This window comes from Paenibacillus sp. Soil787 (assembly GCF_001429545.1).
GTDB lineage: Bacteria > Bacillota > Bacilli > Paenibacillales > NBRC-103111 > Paenibacillus_E.
Genome location: NZ_LMSP01000007.1, coordinates 46,548 through 69,423, shown reverse-complemented (window position 1 = coordinate 69,423; position 22,876 = coordinate 46,548). Strand labels below are relative to the sequence as shown.

The following is a 22,876-nucleotide window of genomic DNA, read 5'->3' as shown; positions in this document are numbered from 1 at the left end:
TTTATTAGCTTACCACGCCAATGTTCAGACATGTATAATGACATCAGGTAAGCACATTAGAATGATGGAGGATAACCTATTGAAACAAGGCATATTACCAAGAGCAGGACTGTCACCGCAAGAGCTGGAGGAAGTTCGGATGCTTTGGGAGGTTTGTAATAGCCATGACCATATCGAGATTAAACTGAATTGGAGCACACTGTCGAACCGTCCGTCTGGCGTGACGAATGACTTTTTATTTTACCAAAATGACCGTATTGTCGGATTTTTGGCCATATATAGCTTTATGTCGACGGAAGTAGAAATTAGTGGGATGGTGCATCCAGAGGCGCGGCGCCAAGGTATTTTTAACCAATTGGTTCAAAATGTGATAGCCGAATGTCGGCGCAGGGAAGTTCCGAAGCTGATTTTCATTAATGAGCGCGGGTCGGAGAGCGGCAAAGCTTTCCTGACGAATCTTGGTGCAACATACAATTTTTCTGAATATGTCATGGAGCTTCAAGAGCAAGCGGATGTGACTTCGCAAGATCTAGATGATAGAGTTGCCATTCGTTTGGCGGATGCGCAGGATACGGAGCTGCTGGTTAAGCTCAATATGTCAGGGTTCGGCATGTCGGAGAGCGACACGAGAGAGTATGTTACCCAAACCATTAACGGCGATAAAGAGCGGACCTGGATTGCAGAGCTTGGCGAGCAGAGAGAGCCTATTGGGAAGATTGGAGCCATGGTCGAGGCGGAAGAGAGTGGATTCATCTATGGTTTTTGTGTAGTGCCGGCGTATCGTGGCAAAGGCTATGGGCGGCGCATTTTGAGCCAAACGATAACCGAAATAAAGCAACAGGATCGCGCTAGTTTCATTAAGCTTGAAGTCTCTGTTGAGAACGAGAAAGCGCTAGGCCTATACGAATCATGCGGCTTTCAAACGAAGAATGCGAATGACTATTACGTGCTTTTACTCAGCTAAAAATGTCCCCGAAAAAAGAAAATGATAGAGTGGCAACAATGAACTATGCCAGGGAGAAGCAGCCAAAAGAAGCACCCGATAGAAGAAGGACACTTTGAAAAAAATGACCTTCTTCTATCGGGTCTTTTTGCATTTTTAGTCAATAAATAAGATAGGTTGGGGACTACACATGCGAAATAGTGGGAGTGAGGGGGTGTGAATTCATCTTCTCGGCTGAACCAATTCAGGCCATTTTTCAACAAATAGGCTCAAAATGTTGTACGAAATGCAACTTCAACTCACAAAATAGCCTTTAGGCATGTAAATTGTTGTAGAAACTACAACATTGGTAACAGCTATAGCTGATCTACCTTCACCAAGCTGCCGAACGAATCTAAAATCGAATTCTGGAGCGTGCTTTTCAGTATGCTTTTCTAATGAAAAATAAGCTCGGATGAATCACTGATGATCGTGCCTGTATTCTGGCCTTCACAAATCTCTTTCATAGAGCCCGGCTTATCGAAGTTGAAAACATGCATGGGGATTTGATAATCTCGCGCCAGTATGAAGGCGGACTGATCCATGACCTTGAGATCATTTTGGATAACGTCGTTATAGTGAAGTGATTTGTACTGAAGTGCTTCCTTATGGTGCTTCGGATCTTTGTCGAAAACACCGTCAACCCCCTGCTTCGCGACGAGAATCGCTTCACAGTTGACTTCAATGGCTCTTTGGACCGATGGATAATCGGTGGTGACGAAAGGCTGTCCATTGCCGCCTGCAAAAATAACGATGTACCCTTTTTCCAAGTGATGAATGGCCCTCAGTCGGATGAAAGGCTCCGCTACAGAAGAGAGAGGAATTGCTGTCATGACGCGCACTTCAGCTTTGCTCTTCGCTTTAAGAACACCGCGCAGCATCAAGCTGTTGATGACGGTAGCCAGCGTCCCGATATTATCAGCCTCTGCCTTCTCGATTCCCCAGCTCTCGCCCATATTCCCGCGAAAAATATTGCCTCCGCCTATCACGATGCACACTTCCACACCTAGATTGACAACGGTCATAATCTCATTGGCAATGTGATTAAGCTGCGTCGGATCGAAGCCAAACTCGTTATCTCCAGCTACAGCCCCGCCGCTAAGTTTAATTAAGACCCTCTTGTACCGCATATCCATCTCTCCTCTCAGATGAGAAAATTTGTACCCATAAAAAAACACTAAAGCAATGAATGCTTTAGTGTTCCATGAATGAGAAATAGGAAAAGACCGCGTTTCTAATATCAACTGGACCCTTCATACGCCTCACACCTTCCGTCTATTATTAAAAGTTATTGTACACGAATCAAGAGGAGGAATGCAATTTCTGCGGCACACGCATATGAACGAGCAGACCAATCACGACAAGGACCAAGAGAGAGCCTAAGGCTACGCGGCTTGCTAGGTTGCCAGATGACGCTAGCGCCCAGGTAATCGATCCATAAAGAGCGGGACCAACGATCGAGGACACTTTACCCGAGAAGGCGAACAATCCGAAGAATTGACCGCGTTTCTCTTCCGGCGTTAGCTCGACAATCAGTGTCCGGGATGTGACCCACATAGCACCCATCGATACACCATACAAGCTGCCGGCAACCCAGAATATACTCTGACTAGTCGCAAATGCTGCTAAGGAGATCGCAATAATAAGGATGAAGGCGACGATGGTCACCGCTCTTTGGGGGCCGATACTTCTGGTCACATAGCCGAAAAGGAACGAACCGATGATGCTCGATACCGTTGAAACGAGGTAGAGCAGAATGAATTGCCCCGTGGTGAAGCCCATAACCGTATTCGCATAAATGGCCATCACCGCAATCGCCGTGGCAATCGCATCGTTAAAGAAGAAGTAGGCGATCATGAACAAGAAGGCAGCGCGGAACTTTCTTGCTTCTTTAAACGTATCCCAAATCTCACGGTACCCGCTGAGGAGCGACTTTTTCTCACTGACGGGCTTTTGGGGCTTCTCTTTGTAAAAAAACATAATAGGTAGAGAGAAGATCAGAAACATGAGTGCACTAGGGATAAACGTATTTTCAAAATGATTGCCATTGATCAGTGGGAACACGACAAGTCCAATTAATGTGCCGACATAACCAACCGCTACGCCAACTCCGGAAATGATGGGAATCTCACGAGCATTACCAAGATCCGAAATCATTGAATCGTAGAAGATTAAGCTTGAATTGTAAAAGAATTTGGCGACCATAAAAAAGAAAATTACGCCTAGTAAGGAGGTGTTGAGTCCCATCCACTGCTGGTCTATGTGCCAAAGAGCTGAAGTGCCCATGAGCAGAGTTGCCACGATAGCAATAAGCGTGAAGGGGACGAGGTAAGCCTTCTTTTTGCCCGTCCGGTCAATCCATACCCCGAATAAGGGAGACAACAACACGAGGAAAAAGCTGGATATCGCATTGGAGTAAGTAATGAAAGTACTGGCAATCTGATTCAATTCCTCGCTCTTGCCTAGCGTTTCTTTTAAATAAAATGGATAAAACACAGTCACGATATTGGAGGAAAAAATCGTATTTGCGAAATCGTACATCGCCCAAGCGAATATCGGTAATGAGAACAACAGGGTCCAGACTTTACGTGCTTGCACCTGGTTGGAAGCGGATTCAAGCTTTGCCACTAGGGTCACACCTTTCCTTCGCATCAAATGGTATTTCTCTAGTATATTGGCTACAAGACCGGGAAATCCCTCTGTCTTTACAATAAAAAAACTCTCCCTTTAATTTAAATTAGAAGGAGAGTGAGTAAGCCGCTATGTTGAATGGAATGTCTGATCGAAGGCTCACTAAGATGCGTTATGCATCTGATTGCGGTTTTTTGATTTCGACTTCGATCATATCCATGCTCTCCTTCATTCCAAGCACATCGATGCCGTTGCGCTGTAAGGTGGTCGAGAGCTTCTCTTTATTTTGGGCAGGGAACACGTACGCATTATTTTGCTTATTATCGAGGAGACGTTTTGCCACCTGGACGAGACGTTCCATGGTGAACGGCTTTTTGAGATATTTCTCAATCTCTTTCTCGTGATAATCATGAGGCGGATCAAGCGCAGTTGAAACGATAACAGGGGTCTGATAGTGCACCGGATGACGGTATAAATCAGCGATGAAATCCCAACCTGTCTTGGCGCCTTCCAGATGAATATCGACGATGAACAGAATCGGTCCCTCGCCTTTACAGCGATTAAGCGCGATAATGCCCTCTTCGGCAGAACGAAGCTGCATGGAGGGGAGCCCCAACTTGTTCAGCGCAACTTGAATTAATTTGGCCAGATTATCGTCATCTTCGAAAATAACAATTTGACCATCCATATTTGAAATCTCATATTGATCGAATTCGATTCGGAATGTCGTACCTTGTCTCATTTCGGATGTGTAAGAGATATGTCCGCCATGTCCTTCTACAATCTCTTTCACAATAGCGAGACCTAAGCCCGTACCGCCAATTTGACGTCTGTCCGAGTTATCGACACGAAAGAACTTGGTGAACATTTGGTCACGGGCTTCCTCTGGGATGCCGAGACCGTAATCTTGAATCGCTATGTTGATCTTACCTTGGTCGACAGTAAGGTGGATATCAATGTGATCTGCTTCAGGCGAGTACTTAATCGCATTGCTGATCAGGTTGTCGAATACTTGACGAATACGATCTGCATCGGCTCTCACATATAGTTCTGCTTCTTGCTGATGAATGAGAATACGATGACTATGCTTATCCTGCCACTGTTCGGCGATCTCTTGCAAAGTAGGCAGCAGATTGACTGGGGAGAAATGATACAGTTGTCGGCCTGATTCCATCCGCTGTAAATCAAGGAAATCGTTAATTAAATTCGATAAGCGATGCGCTTCTTTATTAATGGTTTCCATATATTTCTTTTGCTTCTCTTGTGAAAGCTCGCGATGCAGCAAGATCTCGATAAAACCAAGCACACTGGCAAGGGGAGTTCGCAGCTCATGAGAGACAATACTAATGAATTCATTCTTCATTTCATCAATACGCTCTTCTTCGGTACGATCACGAAATACGAATAAGTAGCCTTGCTGTTCGGTATCTTCACCGACCACGGTTGCATATAGCTCCGCGTGTTGGACCTGATCCTCGAGCTCGAAACTAAAACGTTGTGTGAGATTTGACAGTGAGCCGTCAATCAACGCTTCAATGGAGGAAGCGACGCCTATAAAGCTCGGAGAATCGGCAGCTATTTCGTGACAGCTATCGACCAGGTTCTCACCTATGCGTTCATTTAAACTGAAATACCGACTCATTCGATGATTGGAGAACAGGATGGTACCTTGCGAATCACACATCATCATGCCCTCATGTGCGGATTCCAAAATATTTTGAATCAGATCGCGCTGCCCTTCGATGAGCTGCTTCTCTGTTATTAATTGATCATTGAGCTCTGCTAAGCTGGCCGCTTGCCTCAGCCTCTCGTCGTTCATCACCTGCGCGTAGAAGGCGAGTCCGAACTGACGAACTAATCCTTTGGTCAATCGTTCGTTATTTTCTTGAAAAATAGAGCTTTGATAGTTCGTAAGCAGCAAGAAGCCAATGACCTTCTGTTTATCGTCCATGAGAGGGACATATTGATCGACAGCTCGTGTCATTCCCCCATGAACACCTTGTTCATGACCTGATATATCTCGTGTATGAACAATAGGCGTTCCTTCATCGAAAACACGCATAGCCGGCCCAAAAAGCTCTCGCTGATTCAAATTAATATGTTCTTTCGGATAACCAATGGAATGAATAACTTCATAAGAAGTAGAGTCCTCTGCGTGACGTTCCATGACGACCAAAGCCGCATCCTGGGACAACGAATTGAGCAGGGCAGGCAGCGTATGTTTCAAGAAATCTTTCAACTTCACATAGCCTGTAAGCTTCTCCTGATAGGACGAGATGAGTTCCAAATCCATTTCTCGTTCGGATAGCTTCGCGAGTGTGATCTGCTGCTCCTCCTGCTGGGCCATAATCTCCTCATTCTGCGTTTCCAAGCTTTCTGCCATATAGCGATACGTTTCCTCGCTTCTACGAATCTCTTCTTCAGCATGATAGGCTCGATAGGAAATGAAAATGGACATCCCACCTGCAATTAAGGCAATAATACTGCCGACCATTGTAATCGTTCGTGAGGTTTTACCTGCATGAAGGGAAGCCGTATAGGCATCTGACGTGATTTGATCTATGGTCTTCTCGATACTTACATGAACAACTCGGTAGCGATCCATCATCGTTTTGCCGGACGCAATGCGAGCTTTCGATTCTTCTGTTTTTCCTGCACGAACCAACTCCAAATGTGTGTCGAAAAACTTCTGTAAATTATTAATAGCTGGTATGGCTTGCGTGTCCATAATAAGCTGCAAAGTGGGATACTTTTTATCGTATTGGCTGATCGTGTTCAGATCAAGTTCCAGCTGCTTTTTACCAGACGTATAAGGCTCGAGGTACTGCTCATTACCTGATATTTCAAAACCGCGAATACCCGTTTCTTGGTTAATTAAATCTGTAAGCAGGCTGTTCGTTGTGTTGGAAATCGGAATGGAATCGTGCACGATCGCATCACTTTCATTTTCCATATTACGAGAAGCAATAAAGTTGGAGACACTCACAAATACGAGTAAAACGACGATTAAAATAACATATAGCATGGAGATCCGAGATCTCATGAATGACTTCATAGCAAATGGTCACCTAGATTCTAATAGGATGAAAGGATGTAATAAAAATTCGACATGACGCAACAAATTCCTTTTAAAAACGACCATGTTATGTTTTCTTCCATGAATGCATTGCAAGATGTGGAAATGTCGTTTAAAATATGATTCATTACACGATGGAACTAAATGGAACGAAAGATTTAAGATCATCGAAGTTTGCTTGAGGAGGGCGCACAGTGCAGGCTATAGACAGCAGGATTCCGCCACTACATGAAGTACGTCCATTCTTCCAACCCATACTTTCACTTCAGAGCCAAGAAATCATCGGCTACGAAACACTGGGAAGACGGATTCGGGAGAGTAGTGTCGAAAGTTTGGGGCCTTTTTTCAAAAATCCTGACATTCCCGAAGACATGCAGCTTCAGATTGATCGGCATTTGAGAGAGCGGGCGATTGAACGGCTGGCTGAGACTCAAGATGAGAGTTCCTTATTCATCAACTTAAAGCCTTCATGGATCTATCAGACCTATAAGCGCACAGGTGTGCTGCCGACTATCGAACTATTAAGGAAATATCAAATAGATCCAGCGCGTATCGTGATCGAAATTACCGAAGAAGAATTCACAGGGAAGCTTCACGAACTGACGCAAATTGTAGAAGTATATCGAGAATTCGGCTGTACCATTGCCATTGACGATGTGGGCAGCGGGTTTAGCAATTTCGACCGAATCGCCAGTCTACAACCGAAGATATTGAAGATCGATCTTAATATTTTGAAAAAAAGCGCCACCCACGCCGGCTACAAGGCGCTGATGCAATCCTTTTCCATCCTAGCGGCTCAAATGGGGGCCTCCCTGCTCGTCGAAGGAGTAGAAACGAAGCAAGAATTGCGCAGTGCTCTTCAAGTCGGAGCAAGATATGTGCAAGGCTATCTCTTCTCCAAAGCTGAACCGCAATTACAGCGCCGAGATGCCTTCAAGTCTATGCTGAAAGAGGAAATGAAACACTTTGGTCAAGATGAACTTGGGCGCTATAGCCGACTTTTGACCATTCATCAAAGTCTAGATTTGCTTATCTATTCTTCGGTCTGTATAGCAACAGCTGAAGATGCAGATCGTGTCATCGAAAATATCATTAGCAACGTGTCGGAAAATTGTATACGTATGTACATATGTCGTGAGGACGGCTACCAAATCTCGTCCAACTACAGCCGCAAAGACGAAGCATGGAGCAAAGATGAGAGCTATCGCGGGGCAAACTGGACATGGAGACCCTATTTCATCTCCAACATCATGATGATGAACCTGCAAAAACAAGGGATCCTATCCCAAGCTTACACAGACTTGGACACCTCGCATGAGATTCAGACTTATTCCTGTGCGTTGGGAGAGGGCTTTTATTTGTTTGGGGATTTGATGATTTGATTTGAGAGATTGATAGGAGATATATAAGAGATTGAGAGATTGATAGGAGATATATAAGAGATTGAGAGATTGATAGGAGATATATAAGAGATTGAGAGAGCGTGTTTGAGAGAGTACGTGGCGTGGAGCTTGAATGAGAAAGTGCGTGAAAGAGAGTGTTGTATGAGATAGTGTTTGACAGAGATCGCGTATGTGATAGTGCGTGTAAGAGAGTGTGTATGAGATAGTGTGTGAATGCGAAGTGCGTAAGAGATAGTGCGTGAATGCGAGTGTTTTGTGAGAGGTTACCTCGGGTGGCCTTTTTTGCGTTGGAGCAAAATCTTAACCGAACAGATATCTGAGCGCCTAGACTCATACTCAGAGCCGGAGCCAGGGCTAGGGCCAGGCCAGGGCTAGAGCCAGAGCCGGAGTCAGAGCCAGAGCCAGGGCCAGAGCCAGGGCCAGAGCCAGGGCCAGAGCCAGGGCCAGAGCCGGAGCCGGAGCCGGAGCCAGGGCTAGGGCCAGGGCCAGRGCCAGAGCCAGAGCCAGAGCCAGGGCCAGACCCGGAGCCRGAGCCAGRGCCAGGGCCAGGGCCAGGGCCAGAGCCAGAGCCAGAGCCAGAGCCAGAGCCAGGGCCAGAGCCGGAGCCGGAGCCGGAGCCAGGGCTAGGGCCAGGGCCAGGGCCAGAGCCAGAGCCAGAGCCAGCCAGAGCCAAAGCCAGAGCCAGAGCCAGGGCCAGGGCCAGACCCGGAGCCGGAGCCAGCCAGAGCCAAAGCCAGAGCCAGAGCCAGGGCCAGGGCCAGCCAGAGCCAGAGCCAGAGCCAGGGCCAGAGCCAGAGCCAGAGCCAGAGCCAGAGCCAAACCCAAACCCAAACCCAAACCCAAACCCAAAGAAATAGCTACTCCAAGTAATCTAGAAACTCCGCGAACGAGCTAATATTGGCCGAATTGACGGCAACAGGATGCGATTAGAAACAAATACATGCAAAAAGTACATCAAATTATGATCAAATTTTCATTTTCGGATGAGATGATGCATTTTGTGCATCAAATATCCTCATTCCGACTCAAAATGGGCGGTATGTGTTGATTTTGCTGTAGTTTTTGCAGCAAAACTTTTGAAAATCGGTTATCTGCTGAAAAGAGATGCACTATTTGCATCAAAGTGGGCGAAGTAGCTTTGGTGATTAGTGGTTAAATTCATTCGTCGAATATAGGCAAAAGGAAATCCTGCATAAAACTATGCAGGATTCTAACAAACATATTATGAGGCGCCGTGGCGTGCCTAAACCTAAACTCTGGTCCAAGGCTGAAGCCCCGAGGTCCAAGAGCCCAAATCCAAGCCAAAGTCCAAGTCCTCGCCCAAAGCCCGAAGGCCCGCGAACCGCGAACCGCAAACCGTGAACCCCGAACCCCGAACCCCGAACCCCACATTCTTAAGCCTCGACCCACTCGCGGCGCAACGAGAACAGATCGCGAAGCTCGTCGGTCGACAGCTCGGTGATCCAGTTCTCACCGGAGCCGACGATTTGTTGGCTAAGGCCCAGCTTGCGCTCGATCATCTCATCGATGCGCTCCTCAAGCGTGCCCAGCGTCACGAACTTGTGCACCTGCACATGACGCGTCTGGCCGATACGGAAGGCGCGATCCGTCGCTTGATTCTCGACGGCGGGGTTCCACCAGCGATCGTAGTGGAACACATGATTCGCCGCCGTCAGGTTGAGCCCGATGCCGCCGGCCTTCAGCGAAAGAATGAACACATTCCGCTGTTCGTCGACCGGCTGGCTGACGTCTTGGAAGTGCGCGATCATCTCATCGCGCCCATTCTTCGGCGTTCCGCCGTGCAGGAACAGCACTTTCTCGCCAAGCTCCTGCTGCAGCACATGCTGGAGCAGGTTGCCCGTCTCCACAAACTGCGTGAAAATCAAGCATTTGTCGCCCTCTTGTCGCAGCTCCTGCACCATCTCAAGGAGGCGCTCCAGCTTGTTAGAGCGTCCGCTCCACGGTGCGTGGATGCCTTCTTTGAGCAGCAAAGCAGGGTGATTGCAAACCTGCTTCAGCTTCGTCAGCGCGGCGAGAATGAGACCTCGCCGCTCCATAGCGGAGAGCTTATCCAGACGATCGAACATGTCTTGGATGTAGTTCTCATACAGCGAGCCCTGCTCGGCGGTAAGCGAGATGAACGTCTTCGACTCGTTCTTCTCCGGCAAATCCAGCTGAATCGCGGGATCTTTCTTCTCACGGCGCAGCAGGAAAGGGCGGATCAGCTTCTGTACCTTGCCGATCGTCTCGCTATCGCGCGTCTTCTCAATGGCATTCACATAGCGGTGTGTGAATTCGCGAACCGTGCCCAGATAGCCCGGGTTCGCAAAATCAAAGATCGACCACAGCTCCGTGAGTCGATTCTCAATCGGTGTTCCCGTTAACGCAATGCGATGGTAACCATCGAGTCGGCGAATAGCGGAGGCTTGCTTCGTATAAGCATTTTTTATATTTTGGGCTTCGTCCAAACAGATGGAGTTCCAGGCAATTGAGCCTAGCTCAACCTCATCCAGATGGGAAAGCGTATAGGATGTCAAAACTAAGTCAACCTTGCCCACGACTTGTTCATTAAAAGCAGGTCCCTTTAAACGTTGAGGGCCATAGTGAAGATGAACCTTCAGAGACGGAGCAAAACGCTTAAGCTCCATTTGCCAGTTCCCAAGCACGGACGTCGGACATACCAGGAGGGAAGGCGTTTCGGGCTGCTCGTTTTCTTTCACAGTGAGCAGATACGTGATCCACTGGATCGTTTTCCCGAGACCCATATCATCGGCCAAACAGCCGCCTAGGCCGAAACGGCGCAGGAACAACAGCCAAGAGATACCGTCCACTTGATAGTGGCGCAGCGACCCTTGAAAGCTAGGCGGCGGCTGTATCGTCGGAATCGACTCCGCCTGCGTGAGCTGATCGACCATGTGGCGAAGCTGTTCGTTCAGCTCGACCTCCATCTCGATGTAGCGCATCGCTTCGGGGTCATCCTCAGCCGGCAGCAGCCCGCCGGCATCGCCTGCGAAGTGAAGCTCCAGCACATCGCGGAAGGAGAGGCCCTGCTTCTTCTGCACCTGCTTCATAATCTGCTCGACCTGTGCCATGAACAGCGGGTCGAGCTGAATCCAATTGCCGCGAATCTGGATCAGCTTGCGCTTCTCCTCCAGAAGCTGCCGGAATTCCTCTTCCGTCAGCTCCAAATCCCCAACAGCCAGCTTCCAGTCGAACTGCATCAGCTGGGTCAGCCCGAACATCGTCTCCCGTCCAGAACCGACGGAAGACTTGATCTTCGCGCGCAGCTTCGGCTTCATCTTGCGGATGCGCTCCCACCAGGCCGGCAGGAATACACTCGTCCCGGCCTCAACAAGCCGCACGCTTCCCTCTGCGAGGAAGCGCCAAGCCTCTTCCTCCGTCAACGTCTGACGGAGACCAGCACCCTCGCCCGCATCCAGCCACGGCAGGATGCGTACCCACTTCGCCGCGTCACGCTCTACGCGGCCAAGCTCCGGCAGCCACGCCTCCGGCAGCGGCAGCTCGCCCACGACCGGCTCGCCGCTGGGCGTCACCGTGCGCAGCACCTCCGGCGCAAGCCGGTCCTGCAGCAGCAATCGCAGCTGCCAGCCGGCGGCGTGCGCCAGGTCCGGCTCCACGAGCTGCAGACAGGTACGCATAGGCGACCGGTCTTGGCGCCAACCGATGGCGACGAGCCAATCCTCCTCGTCGAGCCATAGATCGGCGCCGATCTCACCGCGGCGCATCAACGGATGCGCGGCTTCGAGCTTGCGCAGATTGTCTTTCATGAGGCCGTCGGCGTCCACCCACTCGGGAATCAGGGCATGGATCCAGCGTGAAACAGCTGGGGTTTCCAAGGCTTGCAGTTCTTCTGGAAGCTGGAGCTTCCAGCCGATCTCGCCGGCTTTCCACTTTTCATAGTCCGGCATGAAGCTCCCGTACGAGAGTGCCTCTCGAACAGCCGGAGCAAGGCGCATCAAATCCGCACAGTCCTTATGCCAGCTAAGCTGTAGATGCTGCACAGGCTGCGGATCGCTGAAATAATCAAGCGCATCGAGCGGTAGCAGCTCGATGCCTTCCCGATTTTGCCACTCGCTGGGCTCCATGAACGTGCCGAAAAAAGAGGCGCGATGCCAAGCGAACAGCATATTTTTCAAATCAAGAGCATCCCAAATGCCGCCGTTCTCGCGGGTCCCCCATAGAAACAAAGAACCATTAGGTATGGAGCTAACGTGAACTGTCAGCGTGCTGGTTTCGATCATCGAATCCATTTTCCTTTCTTGAGCTCTTCTTGGAAAGCACGCAAGCGTGAGAACTTATCCGCTAATCGATATACGTAGTGCTCCCAGCGGTCGTCCTGTCCTAATTGTTTATAGATACCGTGCAGCTTTTTAAGCAGTCGAACAGCCGTCTTATAGGAAGCCCTATTTTTCTCCAGAACAGCCCGTTCAGCCGCTTGGTGATAGAGGGGAAGGAGTAAAGCCGAATCATGCTCTTCAATCGCTTTAAGCTCCATGCCATATAAGCTCAGTGGTGAAATGCGGTTAGCTAGTTGCAAGTCTACCCATTGCCGATACCGTTTTGTTTGCAGCAAATAAGCCGTGTAATAGTAATAAGAACGAGGCAATAGGGACTCCATCACCTGTACCCATTCGCTATCGGAATCTAGGTGCTTGGTCGTATCGAGCCAGTATTGGCAAAAGGTCCGGAAATCATCGTGATTTGCATTCGCAATCGACGTGAACAGCCAACGCAGCCAAACCAGCATGTTGTCCCACTGTTTATCGTTGTAATAATAGTTCAGGTAAAGGAAATAATCCTTTGCGCTGGGATGAGTGAGCTGCCCAAGACGCTCAAACGCGCTATCCGTATCCCCCTGCATAATATCAAAATGCGCTCTTGCCGCCAGAAGTGTATCCTTCTTCCGAGCTAAATGGTCCTTCTTCGTGAGAAGTGCGTCGAGGCGCTGAATTTCCTCTTTCTGTGCCGCGGAATGATTCGTTAGTTTCCACCAAATGAAGCGGTAAACAAACAACCAATCAATCGGACTATCCTTGCCCTGCAGGGAGAATTCCCCGAGCATTTTCATGGTAGATAGCCAGTGCTTGGGCTCTGCCTCGAAAGAGGTATTCACATCTGTGCGTTCCACGAATTCAACCAGCTTATCCTCACAATTTTTCGCGGCAATTTTGCAACCGTTCTCGTGATAATAAGACAAGTAGGAGCTTTTCGTTTCTTGATAAAATTGTTCGATTTTCCGCATCATGAAAAGCACGATATGGAACATGTAGAGCTCGCGGGTTGAACTTCTCCAATCTGCCGCATAGCCGGGCAAGGATTCCAGTGCGGAGTCGTAGAAGGTTTCGATCGAGTGCTGATGAGAAATGGAGAATCCATGGAATTTCCCTTCAAAAAAGCGATGCCAATCTACGGGCATAGCCTCTTCAAGAGGCACGTTGGCCTGTGCAGCTGCAGCAGCTTTGCGTTCCTGTATCAAAGTTGCCCCGCGTGCGGGTTTCTTCCGTGTGAGTATTTGTTGTTTTAACTGTTGAAGCAGCAGTTCCGGACGTCCATAAGGCGCATATAAGCTGAAGAAAGTGGCACCGATATGTTTGCAAAAGCCTTCATAGGAGCAGCTGCACTCACTAGAGGCGAAATTTTCTAAATTTAGCATGGTGCTCAGTATTTTTTTGCCTGCGACGGTCGCCTGAACGTTCAAGCCTTTCAGATCGACTTCGGTCACACGACCTTTATGGTAATACTCCCAGCCCTGCTCCAGACGGACGGCGTCGAAATGAAGCGGGATTTGCTTGATTAGGTAGTTCATTCGATTTTTGGGAATCTGCAGTTTCAGCATGTGTGCTTTCCTACCCTCCGAGCGGTACATTCCTTCTTCCATAGTAACAGATTTTTCCCGAAATTGCCCATTTCCACAGTTTATGCCAAAGAGGTTTTTTTTACACATCAGAAAATAAGTTCTCATCGAGTTCATAGGAGCTAATTACAATGTTAAAGCACACCGCAATTAGCTCAGGTAGGTGTTAACCCTGCATTCCTGCCTATAATATGATAAAGTGAAGCTATACGAAATGCTTTTGAAGGGAGACTGCGAGAGTGGGCATTAAATTTGGCAGAGAATATAAGGACATTGTTACTGATTTCGTGCGTGGCATTGAAATGGTTGATGGATTTTATGAGCTGTTGGAAATGAATGCGGACGACTGGCTGGAGCTTGATAAGGAAGATCAGGAAGAATGCCTGCGCACGCTGGCTGACGATATTTTTTATGGATTAGGAAGTGCACCTGTGATGCACATAGGTGCAGGATCCGTTCGCCATGATCCGAATAATCACGTGCTGAAGGTTCATGACGGGGAGAAGCTGGTTTCCGTCATCTATTTGGTCTAAATCAGGCAGAAGTGTGATATAGAAAGGTGTATGGAAGTTATGCTGGATGGAGCAAGGAAGGTCTTACAACAAGTTTATGGGTACCCGGAATTTCGCGAGGGTCAGAAGAATATCATTACGAATCTGCTTGAAGGTCGAGATACGCTAGGCATTATGCCGACGGGCGGAGGTAAATCGATTTGTTATCAAGTTCCTGCCATGCTCATGGAGGGCGTGACGTTGGTTATTTCACCGCTGATCTCCTTGATGAAGGACCAAGTGGATGCGTTAAGTGTGCTGGGTGTTCCAGCAACTTTCATTAACAGTACGCTGGAAGCCAAAGAAGTGGAACAGCGGATGCAAGGCGCCATGCAGGGCAAATATAAACTGCTGTATATCGCGCCCGAGCGGTTGGAGTCGGAACGGTTTCGTGCTCGCATGTCTGCGCTGAATCTTCCGCTTGTGGCCATTGATGAAGCGCACTGCGTGTCGCAATGGGGGCATGATTTTCGCCCGAGCTACGTGTCGATTGCTCCGTTCATTCGCGAGCTGCCCAATCGCCCGATTGTCGCAGCCTTCACAGCTACAGCTACTGCCGAGGTCACAGCCGATATTGCGAGATTGCTTGATTTGGATCAAGCGGGCATATTCGTCAACGGATTTTCACGGGATAATCTGGAATTGACGATTCTTCGCGGTGAGAATAAGCGGGATTATATTCAGAATTATGTGAAGGAACATACGCATCAGCCTGGTATTATTTATGCCGCTACGCGTAAGGATGTTGAAGATCTATATGAGACGTTGCGCAAAAAAGGCTTCGCCGCAGGGAAGTACCACGCCGGTCTAACCGACGAGGAACGCTCCTACATGCAGGAGGCGTTTCTATATGATGATATTCGCGTGATGATCGCGACGAACGCTTTTGGGATGGGCATCGATAAGTCCAACGTCCGTTATGTCATTCATTACAATATGCCGAAAAATATGGAGGCTTACTACCAAGAGGCCGGTCGTGCCGGTCGTGATGGAGAGCCGAGTGAGTGTATTCTGCTGTTCAGCGCGCAGGATATTATGACGCAGAAGTTTTTGATCGAGCAGAATCAGCTCTCGCCGGAGCGTAAAGCGAATGAGTATAAGAAGCTGCAGACGATGATCGATTTTTGCTATTCGCCACGATGCTTGCGGAACGTCATACTGCACTATTTTGATGAAACGAATATTAAAGATACTTGCGGCAATTGCAGCTCTTGCAAAGATGATCGCGATACGGTGGATATCACCGTCGAAGCCCAGAAGATCTTCTCCTGCATCCGCAGGATGGGGGAACGCTTCGGCATCTCGATGGTCGCCTCCGTGCTCAAAGGCTCGAAGGCGAAGAAGATTGTCGACTATCGCTTCGATCGTTTGCCGACCCATGGCATAATGCGAGATTTGCCGGAGAAAGAGATTTCGGATCTGATCAACGTGCTGATTTCAGAAGGGTATTTGCAGCTATCGGATGGTCAATATCCAGTTGTGAAGCTGCTGCAGCCCGCAGCAGAAGTGCTTCAAGGGAAGCTGCAAGTATACCAGAAGGTGCGTAAGCAGCAGGTTAAGGCTGCCGCTATCGATAACACCTTGTTCGAGCAGCTTCGCTTGCTTCGTCGGGAAATTGCTGCACGTGAGAAGGTGCCGCCGTATATTATTTTCGCGGACAGCACGCTGCGAGAAATGAGTGAGATTTGTCCGACATCGGAATCCGCCATGCTGCGAATCAAAGGTGTCGGCGAGGTGAAATACCGAAACTACGGGAAGCCGTTCCTTGACCTCCTTCGCACGTATGCGGGAGAGGGTGAATTGGGTGCAGTCGCCTACGATTTGATTAAATCAGAGGAGTGGTGATAGGTGAAGCTTGGGAACACTGACATCGATCAGAAGCTTGCGGAGGTGACGGGCTGGACGACAGACGATCACAAATGGATTGTGCGGAAGTATCGATTTACAGCATTTATGCAGGGCATAGATTTCGTGAACGAAGTAGCCCGTATTTCGGAAGCTCTTAACCATCACCCGATGATTGCTATCGATTATAAGATGGTCACGCTGCGACTTACGTCCTGGCATGCAGGCGGCTTAACTGATTTGGATTTCGAATCAGCAGCTAAATTTGATCAAGCTTTTACAGACATTACTACTAACAGTGGATCACCTGATTAAGCTCGGTCCGTTATATACCATGCAGTGAAAGGCAGCCATCCCAGTGGGAGTCCACCTTTCATACGTGTCTGTAATCGTAAAACCAGCTCGCTCGTACGTCTGAATCGCTCTTTCGTTCCAGACGAGAACTTCAAGATCAATCTCCTGTAGGGGCGTCCGGCGCTGGGCTTCTAGAACAAGGATTTGGACGAATTGGGTACCGATTCCGCTCCCCTTCCCGCAAAGATCCGGTCGAAGTCCTAGCCCTAAGCGTGTCACCCCGACAATGGGGAAGAATTGAACGAACCCAGATAATATTCCGTTTTCATCCACCACAGCTCGATACTGCTCAGCTCGAATTTGCGGGTCAGCGAATTCTGCTTGTTCTTGAAGCATAGTCTCCCATGGAGACCAATTGTATAAATCGTATGGAGGCGGATACCTCCAAGTGCAAAGTTCATCGCAATTCGCTTCCGTTAGGGGAACGATGCGCCATGGTAAGCTTGTATTCACCGTCATGTAATCAGTTATCATCCTTTCATCTTTGGTTGGAGGTTCAAATGGATTGGTATAGTCATATTCCAATTGGCACAATAACTCTATTTTCCATGCTCGTATTGGGACTAACCCTATTCCGGATCTCGCTGAAAACAAAATGGCCTATTGTGCTGCTTGTTTCCTTCGTGATTGCCTGTGTATCTAAATTATTTTTATCCCAGCAGTGGGCGGAGAGCTTGCAGCCTATGCTCATTATTGTAACGGAAGCGGTCTTTATTCACTATATATTTCGCGTGCGCAAACTGCATGCGCTTATGGTAGCGTTTCTTGGCTCGCTTGGCTATACGATTTATTTGGCCATTGTTCTATTTATCATGCCGCTCATTACCCCTATCTCAATTGCTGCTTATTTAGAGGGGCTTGATTCCACTTATTATGCTTTGAAAATGGCGGCCGCATCGCTTACATACCTCACGGCTTTGGTTCTGGTTAAGAAACGTTTAGGCTTTACCGTTCGAATCGAGTTAAGCTCCAAAAGTGCTTGGCTTCCACAGAAAAATGTCCTGCTGCATGTGTTTTTCTTTGCATTTGTCCTGTTCTCATTGGCTTATTATGGGGTTACGTTGAAAATAACGTCCATATTCTATTTCGCAGCAGGCTTATCCCTACTATTAGGGTGGATCATTTATCTCCTGTATCGGAAGGAAATGGAAGATATTTAACCGAGATTACCTTTCATCAAAAAGGCAAGATTTGGGGTACAATGAGTATATAGACTTAATAGGAATAGGAGGTCACCCTAAATGACCCAAGTTACGATTCGTGAAGCAGTAATGCAAGATATTCCGCAGTTGAAAACGTTAATGCTCGCTTATATTGTGGACTTCTACCAATATCGACAACCCGAAGATGAGAAGCTGAACGGATTGATTCACCTGCTGCTTGAGCAGAAGGAAGGTATTCAATTCGTAGCGGAGACGGAAGAGGGGACGCTGGTCGGCTTTGCGACCTTATATTTTACCTTCAGCACCTTGCGTGCGTCCAAAATAGCAATTATGAACGACTTATTCGTCATCGAGGCTGAACGTGGTCAGGGTGCGGCAGCAAAGCTTTTTGCTGCTTGCAAAGGCTACGCCGCAAGAAATGGATATGCCAATTTAACGTGGACAACGGCCAAAGATAACTTCCGCGCCCAAGCATTTTACGATAAAATGGGTGGAGATCGCAGTGATTGGCAGGCGTACTCCGCTAATCCGACGAGTGGAATGGGCGATTAATCGAATGACGAAAGTTGGTGGCATGAAACTGTGGAAAATATCGTAAGTCAAACATGGCTGCTAGGACAGCTTGGCGATGCGAACATCGTGATTGCGGATTGCCGCTTTGCGCTAGGACAACCAGAATCAGGCAGACAGAATTATGAGGAAGGCCATATAACAGGAGCCGTGTATGTAGACTTGGAAAAAGACCTCTCCGGTGCCAAAATGGCGCACGGAGGCCGGCATCCGCTCCCTGATCTAGGAGCTTTCTCTATCCTCGCGGGCAACCTCGGGATCGATGGTACGAAGACCGTCGTAGCTTACGACGATCAAGGCGGGGCCATGGCTTCGCGGCTATGGTGGATGCTGAAATTCCTCGGTCACTCCGAGGTATACGTCTTAGACCAAGGGTATTCAGCATGGAAAGCTGCTGGCTACCCGGTTACCGATGAAGTGTCCGCTGTGTTCCCGCGGACCTTCTCACCGAAGGTGCATCGCGCTATGCTTGCGAGCATGGACGAGGTCAAGGACAAGCTCGGTCGCCCCGGCACCGTGCTCGTTGACTCGCGCGAGGAGCGCCGCTACCTCGGCTTGGAAGAGCCGATCGATGCGGTGGCCGGCCACATCCCGGGCGCTCGCAGCTTCTTCTGGAAAGGCGTTCTCGGTGAGAACGGCGCCTGGTTGTCAGCAGCGGAGCAGGAACAGCACTTTGCCGCGCTGCAGGGCGCTGATGAAATCATCGTCTATTGCGGCTCCGGCGTGACGGCGTGCCCGAACGTGCTGGGCCTTAGCGAAGCGGGCTTTGATAACGTGAAGCTCTATAGCGGAAGCTGGAGCGACTGGATTTCGTATGAGGATAATCCAATTGCTAAGGGTGAAGAGTAAGAGGCTTTGAAACCGCGAGGGACGCGGGTTTGAGGGCTGTGACAGGTTGCCGAGAGGTGGGCTGCTGCGGCCCTTTTTTGGCTTTCCGTTCAACAATTTGCAAACAAGAAGTAGAGAAAACAGCCCCGGAAAATCCCCGGGACCAACAGTGAGGCAGTCGGGAAGGTGATAGCGGAAGCTGCTGAAGATCAGATGCTTGTGAAAGATCCGATCGATTAGTTCCACGAATCATCCACAACCCGACTAATTCTTCTGCCTGTCCAATCATCCACAACCCGACTAATTCTTCTGCCTGTCCAATCATCCACAACCCGCCTAATTCTTCTGCCTATCCATAAATCTGTATGATTTTTCGAATAGAATAGTCAGGATAAACGCTATAAGAAAGATTGTATATTATTTTTCATATAGAATTATCGATTTCACCATCATAGTCAAATATCTATATGATTTTTCATACAGAATAGAGCGAGTCGTAATGTCAAACCAAATCCGGACTTTGCATAGAGCCCACATATTCATAGTAAATGACCCGCCCGGACACTCCTCTTGCCACGGCCCGAAATTTCCCCTTTTCCACCAACCTGCGACAGTATTTAATGACAGTCATCGTATGCAACTCCAACTCCTTCGCCGCCTCGGTCGGGCGAATGACCCGATTGTGGCGAATTGCCGTTCGCATCAAGTCTCTTTCGATTTTTGAATAGTGTCTTTGAACCGTTCTTTTATTTCCATCCCCAGCCGACAGATAAGGTGACAAGCTGCTTCGCAAGGCGGAGAGGATGAACGAGGGATTCTCTTTTAACTCATCCAGAGAGATATAGAAGACCGTACAGTCTTGAGCCTGAAGAAAAAGTCCTCGGTTCAAATCCATCCGATACTTGGTTCTGTCCGTGCCATGCGAGCCAAAATCCATGATCTCAAATACAATACGTAAAGCTCCAACAATCCACATGAAATCGACAAAGTAGGATCTCCCTCGCCAGTCCTTTACTTCATATTCAGGATGCAGTCCGTGAAAATGTCCAACAAGCATCCACCAGATTCGTTCAACGAACAATTGATTTCCGTACCCATGGCCGCGGTTTAGAACATCGAGACGCTCCCCTCTTCTTCGCCTTAAATGATTACTAATCCAATTATCGTGCTCAATTTGGAGACCCATTTCCCGATACCTTTACCTTTCCATATTAGTTTAAAAACACAAAAACCCCGCCTCCTTTCCGATTTGGAAAGGAAGCAGGGCATTCTTTGCCACTCAGCTGCTACATAATAGCCATATTGTGACACAACATGGCTAGGGAGCGCAACAGGAAATAGAGTAAACTTACTGTATATGAAGGTGTTGAACGAAGAGAAATTACTCGAAAAATTGTCAAATTAAAAGAAATTTGAGCTTAACTACCTGAATAGCTTAGTGGGGGACATTCATTTCCAAATTGTAATTACTTCTTGACGAACAGCCTATTCGCATTCTATTATTCAATTAATTAATTGAATATGAAAGGATGAACGTTCATGGAATCTGTTCCTGAGGCAATCCCTTCTGCCAAAGAATTTAAAAATGAACTGTTTCAGCAGCTAGCCCGGGTGGGGAAGTGCCTATCCAGCGACAAGCGGCTTGAAATCTTGAGCTTGCTTGCTCAGGGGCCAAAGTCGGTAGAGAAGTTGGCCCAAGTCACGGAGATGAGCGTGGCTAACGTATCCCGCCATCTGCAGGTTTTGCTCGATGCCAGGCTAGTGAAGTTCAGCAAGAAAGGCACATATGTTATCTATTCGCTGGCTGATCCTTCAATTGCCGGGTTTTTGTTTGCTATGTGGCGAATTGGCGAGAGTCAGCTTGCGGACATCGAGCGGATTAGACAGGAATTTTTACACGGGTATGAGGATATAAGGACGCTTTCTTTGGAGGAAGCGATGGTAAAGATAGAGGCCGGGGAGATCATCCTGCTCGATGTACGATCGAGAGATGAATACGAGGCCGGTCATCTCTCGGGGGCCATCTCCGTACCGATGGAGGAGTTTGAACCTTATCTTCACAATCTGCCTAGGGCCGTTGAAGTTGTGGTGTATTGCAGAGGCCCCTACTGTATCAGTTCGACAGAGGCCGTTGCCAAGTTGCAGCTGGAGGGGATCACAGCATACAAGCTGGAGGGGGGAGAGCATGAATGGCTGAAGGAAGCGAATTAATAAGAGAATACATTTATTCTCCTGAGAAACAGCAGCAGCTCTATCGGAGATCGCTTATGATCGTGATCATCGCCCAACTATTCGGCGGAGCGGGACTCGCGGCAGGCGTCACGGTCGGAGCGCTGCTTGCCCAGGATATGCTCGGGACGGATAGCTTAGCTGGAGTTCCTTCGGCGCTATTGACGCTGGGCTCGGCCTCATCGGCGCTGCTTGTCGGACGGCTTTCTGGGCGTCTTGGCCGTCGGGTAGGCCTAACGGCAGGTTTTCTTGCAGGGGGGATTGGCGCGATCGGAGTCGTATTTGCAGCCATCGCTAATAATCTTCCGCTTTTGTTCGCTTCGATGCTGATCTATGGCGCCGGTACGTCGACCAACCTGCAGGCGCGTTATGCGGGAACCGACTTAGCTCAGCCTAAGCAGCGTGCGAGAGCTGTCAGCTTAGCCATGGTATTCACGACGTTTGGTGCGGTTGCGGGGCCGAACCTGGTGGGGGTCATGGGACGATTCGCGACATCTGTCGGCGCCCCTGCTTTGGCGGGCCCGTTTATGCTGGCGGCAGTTGCTTTTATCCTGGCGGGTCTGGTGATCTGGGTATTTCTCCGCCCAGATCCGTATAACGTCTCTAAAGCTATCGCCGAAGCGCATCAAGCGAATCCATCCCAAACAGCGGTTGATGCGGATCTCTTGGCGCCAGCAGTCCGTAATCGGGGGATCATCATCGGGACGACCGTGATGGTCTTAACGCAGCTCGTGATGGTCGCCATCATGACGATGACGCCGGTCCATATGAAGCATCACGGACATGGGTTGAGCGCAGTGGGCATGGTGATCGGCATTCATGTCGCGGCGATGTTTCTGCCTTCCTTGGTAACGGGTGTTCTCGTGGACAAGGTCGGGCGTATGTTCATGTCCTACGCATCGGGGATCACGTTGCTGTTAGCCGGATTGCTTGCCGCATGGGCGCCAGCCGATTCGATGGTCTGGCTCATAGTCGCTCTGGCGCTGCTGGGACTCGGTTGGAACTTCGGTCTGATCAGCGGCACTGCACAGATCATCGATGCGACAACTCCGGCCACGCGCGCCAAGACACAAGGGACGGTGGATGTCCTGGTATCATTGGCGGGGGCATCGGGTGGAGTGTTGTCGGGCATGGTCGTCGCCAATTCCAGCTTTGCTGTCCTCTCTCTGGCGGGCGGGTTCCTGTCTCTGCTGCTGATCCCGGTTATGATCTGGTCGAGGAGAGCGGTCGATAAACTTTAAAGGTCGATCTGTTGCCTCATGTCGATAAATGATGCTGCCAGCTGGAGATTGTTCTTTAGTGTTCATAGGGACTCCTTGGAATAAGGGGTAAAATGAATAAAAGTATATAGGATACCGCGGGGATTGGG

18 protein-coding genes are annotated in these 22,876 nt (G+C 49.0%); 10 read left to right on the top strand and 8 right to left on the bottom strand.

The genetic code is table 11. The features are described from left to right. The first annotated feature begins 79 nt into the window (after window positions 1-79). Entirely contained in the window at window positions 80-964 is an 885-nt protein-coding gene (locus tag ASG93_RS09735) for a GNAT family N-acetyltransferase (RefSeq protein WP_235550797.1), read from the top strand. Window positions 965-1,377: 413 nt separating this feature from the next. Here the strand turns inward: ASG93_RS09735 and pyrH are convergent, their stop codons facing one another. The 3 genes from pyrH to ASG93_RS09720 form a co-directional block, all read right to left on the bottom strand. Beyond that, window positions 1,378-2,112 (bottom strand): UMP kinase, encoded by a 735-nt coding sequence (gene pyrH, locus ASG93_RS09730; RefSeq protein ID WP_056831284.1) that lies wholly within the window; start codon window positions 2,110-2,112, stop codon window positions 1,378-1,380. Between the two features lie 172 nt (window positions 2,113-2,284). Further along, window positions 2,285-3,610 carry an MFS transporter gene (locus tag ASG93_RS09725; RefSeq protein ID WP_268796002.1) on the bottom strand — a complete coding sequence of 442 codons (1,326 nt, stop codon included), beginning with the start codon at window positions 3,608-3,610 and terminating at the stop codon, window positions 2,285-2,287. A gap of 175 nt (window positions 3,611-3,785) precedes the next feature. Then, window positions 3,786-6,668 (bottom strand): ATP-binding protein, encoded by a 2,883-nt coding sequence (locus tag ASG93_RS09720; RefSeq protein ID WP_056831280.1) that lies wholly within the window; start codon window positions 6,666-6,668, stop codon window positions 3,786-3,788. A gap of 215 nt (window positions 6,669-6,883) precedes the next feature. On the opposite strand from ASG93_RS09720, the gene ASG93_RS09715 reads away from it, so the two are divergent. Then, entirely contained in the window at window positions 6,884-8,071 is a 1,188-nt protein-coding gene (locus ASG93_RS09715) for an EAL domain-containing protein (protein ID WP_056831278.1), read from the top strand. 1,415 nt (window positions 8,072-9,486) lie between these two features. Here ASG93_RS09715 and ASG93_RS09700 read toward each other — a convergent pair. Together ASG93_RS09700 and ASG93_RS09695 are read right to left on the bottom strand one after the other, a co-directional pair. Further along, window positions 9,487-12,354 (bottom strand): DEAD/DEAH box helicase, encoded by a 2,868-nt coding sequence (locus ASG93_RS09700; RefSeq protein ID WP_056831275.1) that lies wholly within the window; start codon window positions 12,352-12,354, stop codon window positions 9,487-9,489. Then, window positions 12,351-13,949, bottom strand: coding sequence for an SWIM zinc finger family protein (locus tag ASG93_RS09695; protein ID WP_056831458.1), 1,599 nt, complete (start codon window positions 13,947-13,949; stop codon window positions 12,351-12,353). The genes ASG93_RS09700 and ASG93_RS09695 overlap by 4 nt, the downstream gene beginning before the upstream one ends. A gap of 257 nt (window positions 13,950-14,206) precedes the next feature. On the opposite strand from ASG93_RS09695, the gene ASG93_RS09690 reads away from it, so the two are divergent. Genes ASG93_RS09690 through ASG93_RS09680 form a run of 3 tightly spaced genes read left to right on the top strand, consistent with a single transcriptional unit; the run spans window position 14,207 to window position 16,678 of the window. Beyond that, the gene (locus ASG93_RS09690; RefSeq protein WP_056831273.1) at window positions 14,207-14,500 is read left to right on the top strand and encodes a hypothetical protein; all 294 of its coding nucleotides are present in this window, start codon (window positions 14,207-14,209) and stop codon (window positions 14,498-14,500) included. Between the two features lie 39 nt (window positions 14,501-14,539). Continuing rightward, window positions 14,540-16,363: a DNA helicase RecQ gene (gene recQ, locus ASG93_RS09685; RefSeq protein ID WP_056831271.1), complete on the top strand. Its 1,824-nt coding sequence runs from the start codon at window positions 14,540-14,542 to the stop codon at window positions 16,361-16,363. A gap of 3 nt (window positions 16,364-16,366) precedes the next feature. Further along, complete coding sequence (locus ASG93_RS09680; protein ID WP_056831269.1) at window positions 16,367-16,678, top strand: 4a-hydroxytetrahydrobiopterin dehydratase; 312 nt, start codon at window positions 16,367-16,369, stop codon at window positions 16,676-16,678. Here ASG93_RS09680 and ASG93_RS09675 read toward each other — a convergent pair. Then, window positions 16,667-17,176 (bottom strand): GNAT family N-acetyltransferase, encoded by a 510-nt coding sequence (locus ASG93_RS09675; RefSeq protein WP_056831267.1) that lies wholly within the window; start codon window positions 17,174-17,176, stop codon window positions 16,667-16,669. The genes ASG93_RS09680 and ASG93_RS09675 overlap by 12 nt on opposite strands. A 41-nt stretch (window positions 17,177-17,217) precedes the next feature. Here ASG93_RS09675 and ASG93_RS09670 point away from each other — a divergent pair, with 41 nt between their 5' ends. From ASG93_RS09670 to ASG93_RS09660, 3 genes are all read left to right on the top strand, one after another. Then, entirely contained in the window at window positions 17,218-17,877 is a 660-nt protein-coding gene (locus ASG93_RS09670) for a hypothetical protein (RefSeq protein WP_056831265.1), read from the top strand. Window positions 17,878-17,958: 81 nt separating this feature from the next. Further along, complete coding sequence (locus ASG93_RS09665; RefSeq protein WP_056831263.1) at window positions 17,959-18,432, top strand: GNAT family N-acetyltransferase; 474 nt, start codon at window positions 17,959-17,961, stop codon at window positions 18,430-18,432. A gap of 30 nt (window positions 18,433-18,462) precedes the next feature. Continuing rightward, the gene (locus ASG93_RS09660; protein WP_056831261.1) at window positions 18,463-19,299 is read left to right on the top strand and encodes a sulfurtransferase; all 837 of its coding nucleotides are present in this window, start codon (window positions 18,463-18,465) and stop codon (window positions 19,297-19,299) included. On the opposite strand, the gene ASG93_RS09655 is transcribed toward ASG93_RS09660, so the two are convergent. Continuing rightward, window positions 19,283-19,603: a hypothetical protein gene (locus ASG93_RS09655; protein ID WP_056831259.1), complete on the bottom strand. Its 321-nt coding sequence runs from the start codon at window positions 19,601-19,603 to the stop codon at window positions 19,283-19,285. The two genes, ASG93_RS09660 and ASG93_RS09655, sit on opposite strands and share 17 nt — an antisense overlap. 177 nt (window positions 19,604-19,780) lie before the next feature. Next, on the bottom strand, window positions 19,781-20,464 hold the full coding sequence (locus tag ASG93_RS09650) for a hypothetical protein (RefSeq protein ID WP_056831256.1): 684 nt from the start codon (window positions 20,462-20,464) through the stop codon (window positions 19,781-19,783). A 353-nt stretch (window positions 20,465-20,817) separates the two neighbouring features. Between ASG93_RS09650 and ASG93_RS09645 the strand changes: the two genes are divergently transcribed. Next, window positions 20,818-21,489: an ArsR/SmtB family transcription factor gene (locus ASG93_RS09645; RefSeq protein WP_056831254.1), complete on the top strand. Its 672-nt coding sequence runs from the start codon at window positions 20,818-20,820 to the stop codon at window positions 21,487-21,489. Then, the gene (locus ASG93_RS09640) at window positions 21,468-22,748 is read left to right on the top strand and encodes an MFS transporter (protein WP_056831252.1); all 1,281 of its coding nucleotides are present in this window, start codon (window positions 21,468-21,470) and stop codon (window positions 22,746-22,748) included. The genes ASG93_RS09645 and ASG93_RS09640 overlap by 22 nt, the downstream gene beginning before the upstream one ends. Window positions 22,749-22,876: the final 128 nt, after the last annotated feature.

Excerpts from the sequence above, each read along its gene's own strand:
- pyrH (WP_056831284.1), bottom strand. The coding sequence starts at position 2,112 with ATGCGGTACAAGAGGGTCTTAATTAAACTTAGCGGCGGGGCTGTAGCT.
- ASG93_RS09720 (WP_056831280.1), bottom strand. The coding sequence starts at position 6,668 with ATGAAGTCATTCATGAGATCTCGGATCTCCATGCTATATGTTATTTTA.
- ASG93_RS09700 (WP_056831275.1), bottom strand. The coding sequence starts at position 12,354 with ATGATCGAAACCAGCACGCTGACAGTTCACGTTAGCTCCATACCTAAT.
- ASG93_RS09695 (WP_056831458.1), bottom strand. The coding sequence starts at position 13,949 with ATGCTGAAACTGCAGATTCCCAAAAATCGAATGAACTACCTAATCAAG.
- recQ (WP_056831271.1), top strand. The coding sequence starts at position 14,540 with ATGCTGGATGGAGCAAGGAAGGTCTTACAACAAGTTTATGGGTACCCG.
- ASG93_RS09675 (WP_056831267.1), bottom strand. The coding sequence starts at position 17,176 with ATGACGGTGAATACAAGCTTACCATGGCGCATCGTTCCCCTAACGGAA.
- ASG93_RS09670 (WP_056831265.1), top strand. The coding sequence starts at position 17,218 with ATGGATTGGTATAGTCATATTCCAATTGGCACAATAACTCTATTTTCC.
- ASG93_RS09665 (WP_056831263.1), top strand. The coding sequence starts at position 17,959 with ATGACCCAAGTTACGATTCGTGAAGCAGTAATGCAAGATATTCCGCAG.
- ASG93_RS09655 (WP_056831259.1), bottom strand. The coding sequence starts at position 19,603 with ATGATTGGACAGGCAGAAGAATTAGTCGGGTTGTGGATGATTGGACAG.
- ASG93_RS09650 (WP_056831256.1), bottom strand. The coding sequence starts at position 20,464 with ATGGGTCTCCAAATTGAGCACGATAATTGGATTAGTAATCATTTAAGG.
- ASG93_RS09645 (WP_056831254.1), top strand. The coding sequence starts at position 20,818 with ATGGAATCTGTTCCTGAGGCAATCCCTTCTGCCAAAGAATTTAAAAAT.
- ASG93_RS09640 (WP_056831252.1), top strand. The coding sequence starts at position 21,468 with ATGGCTGAAGGAAGCGAATTAATAAGAGAATACATTTATTCTCCTGAG.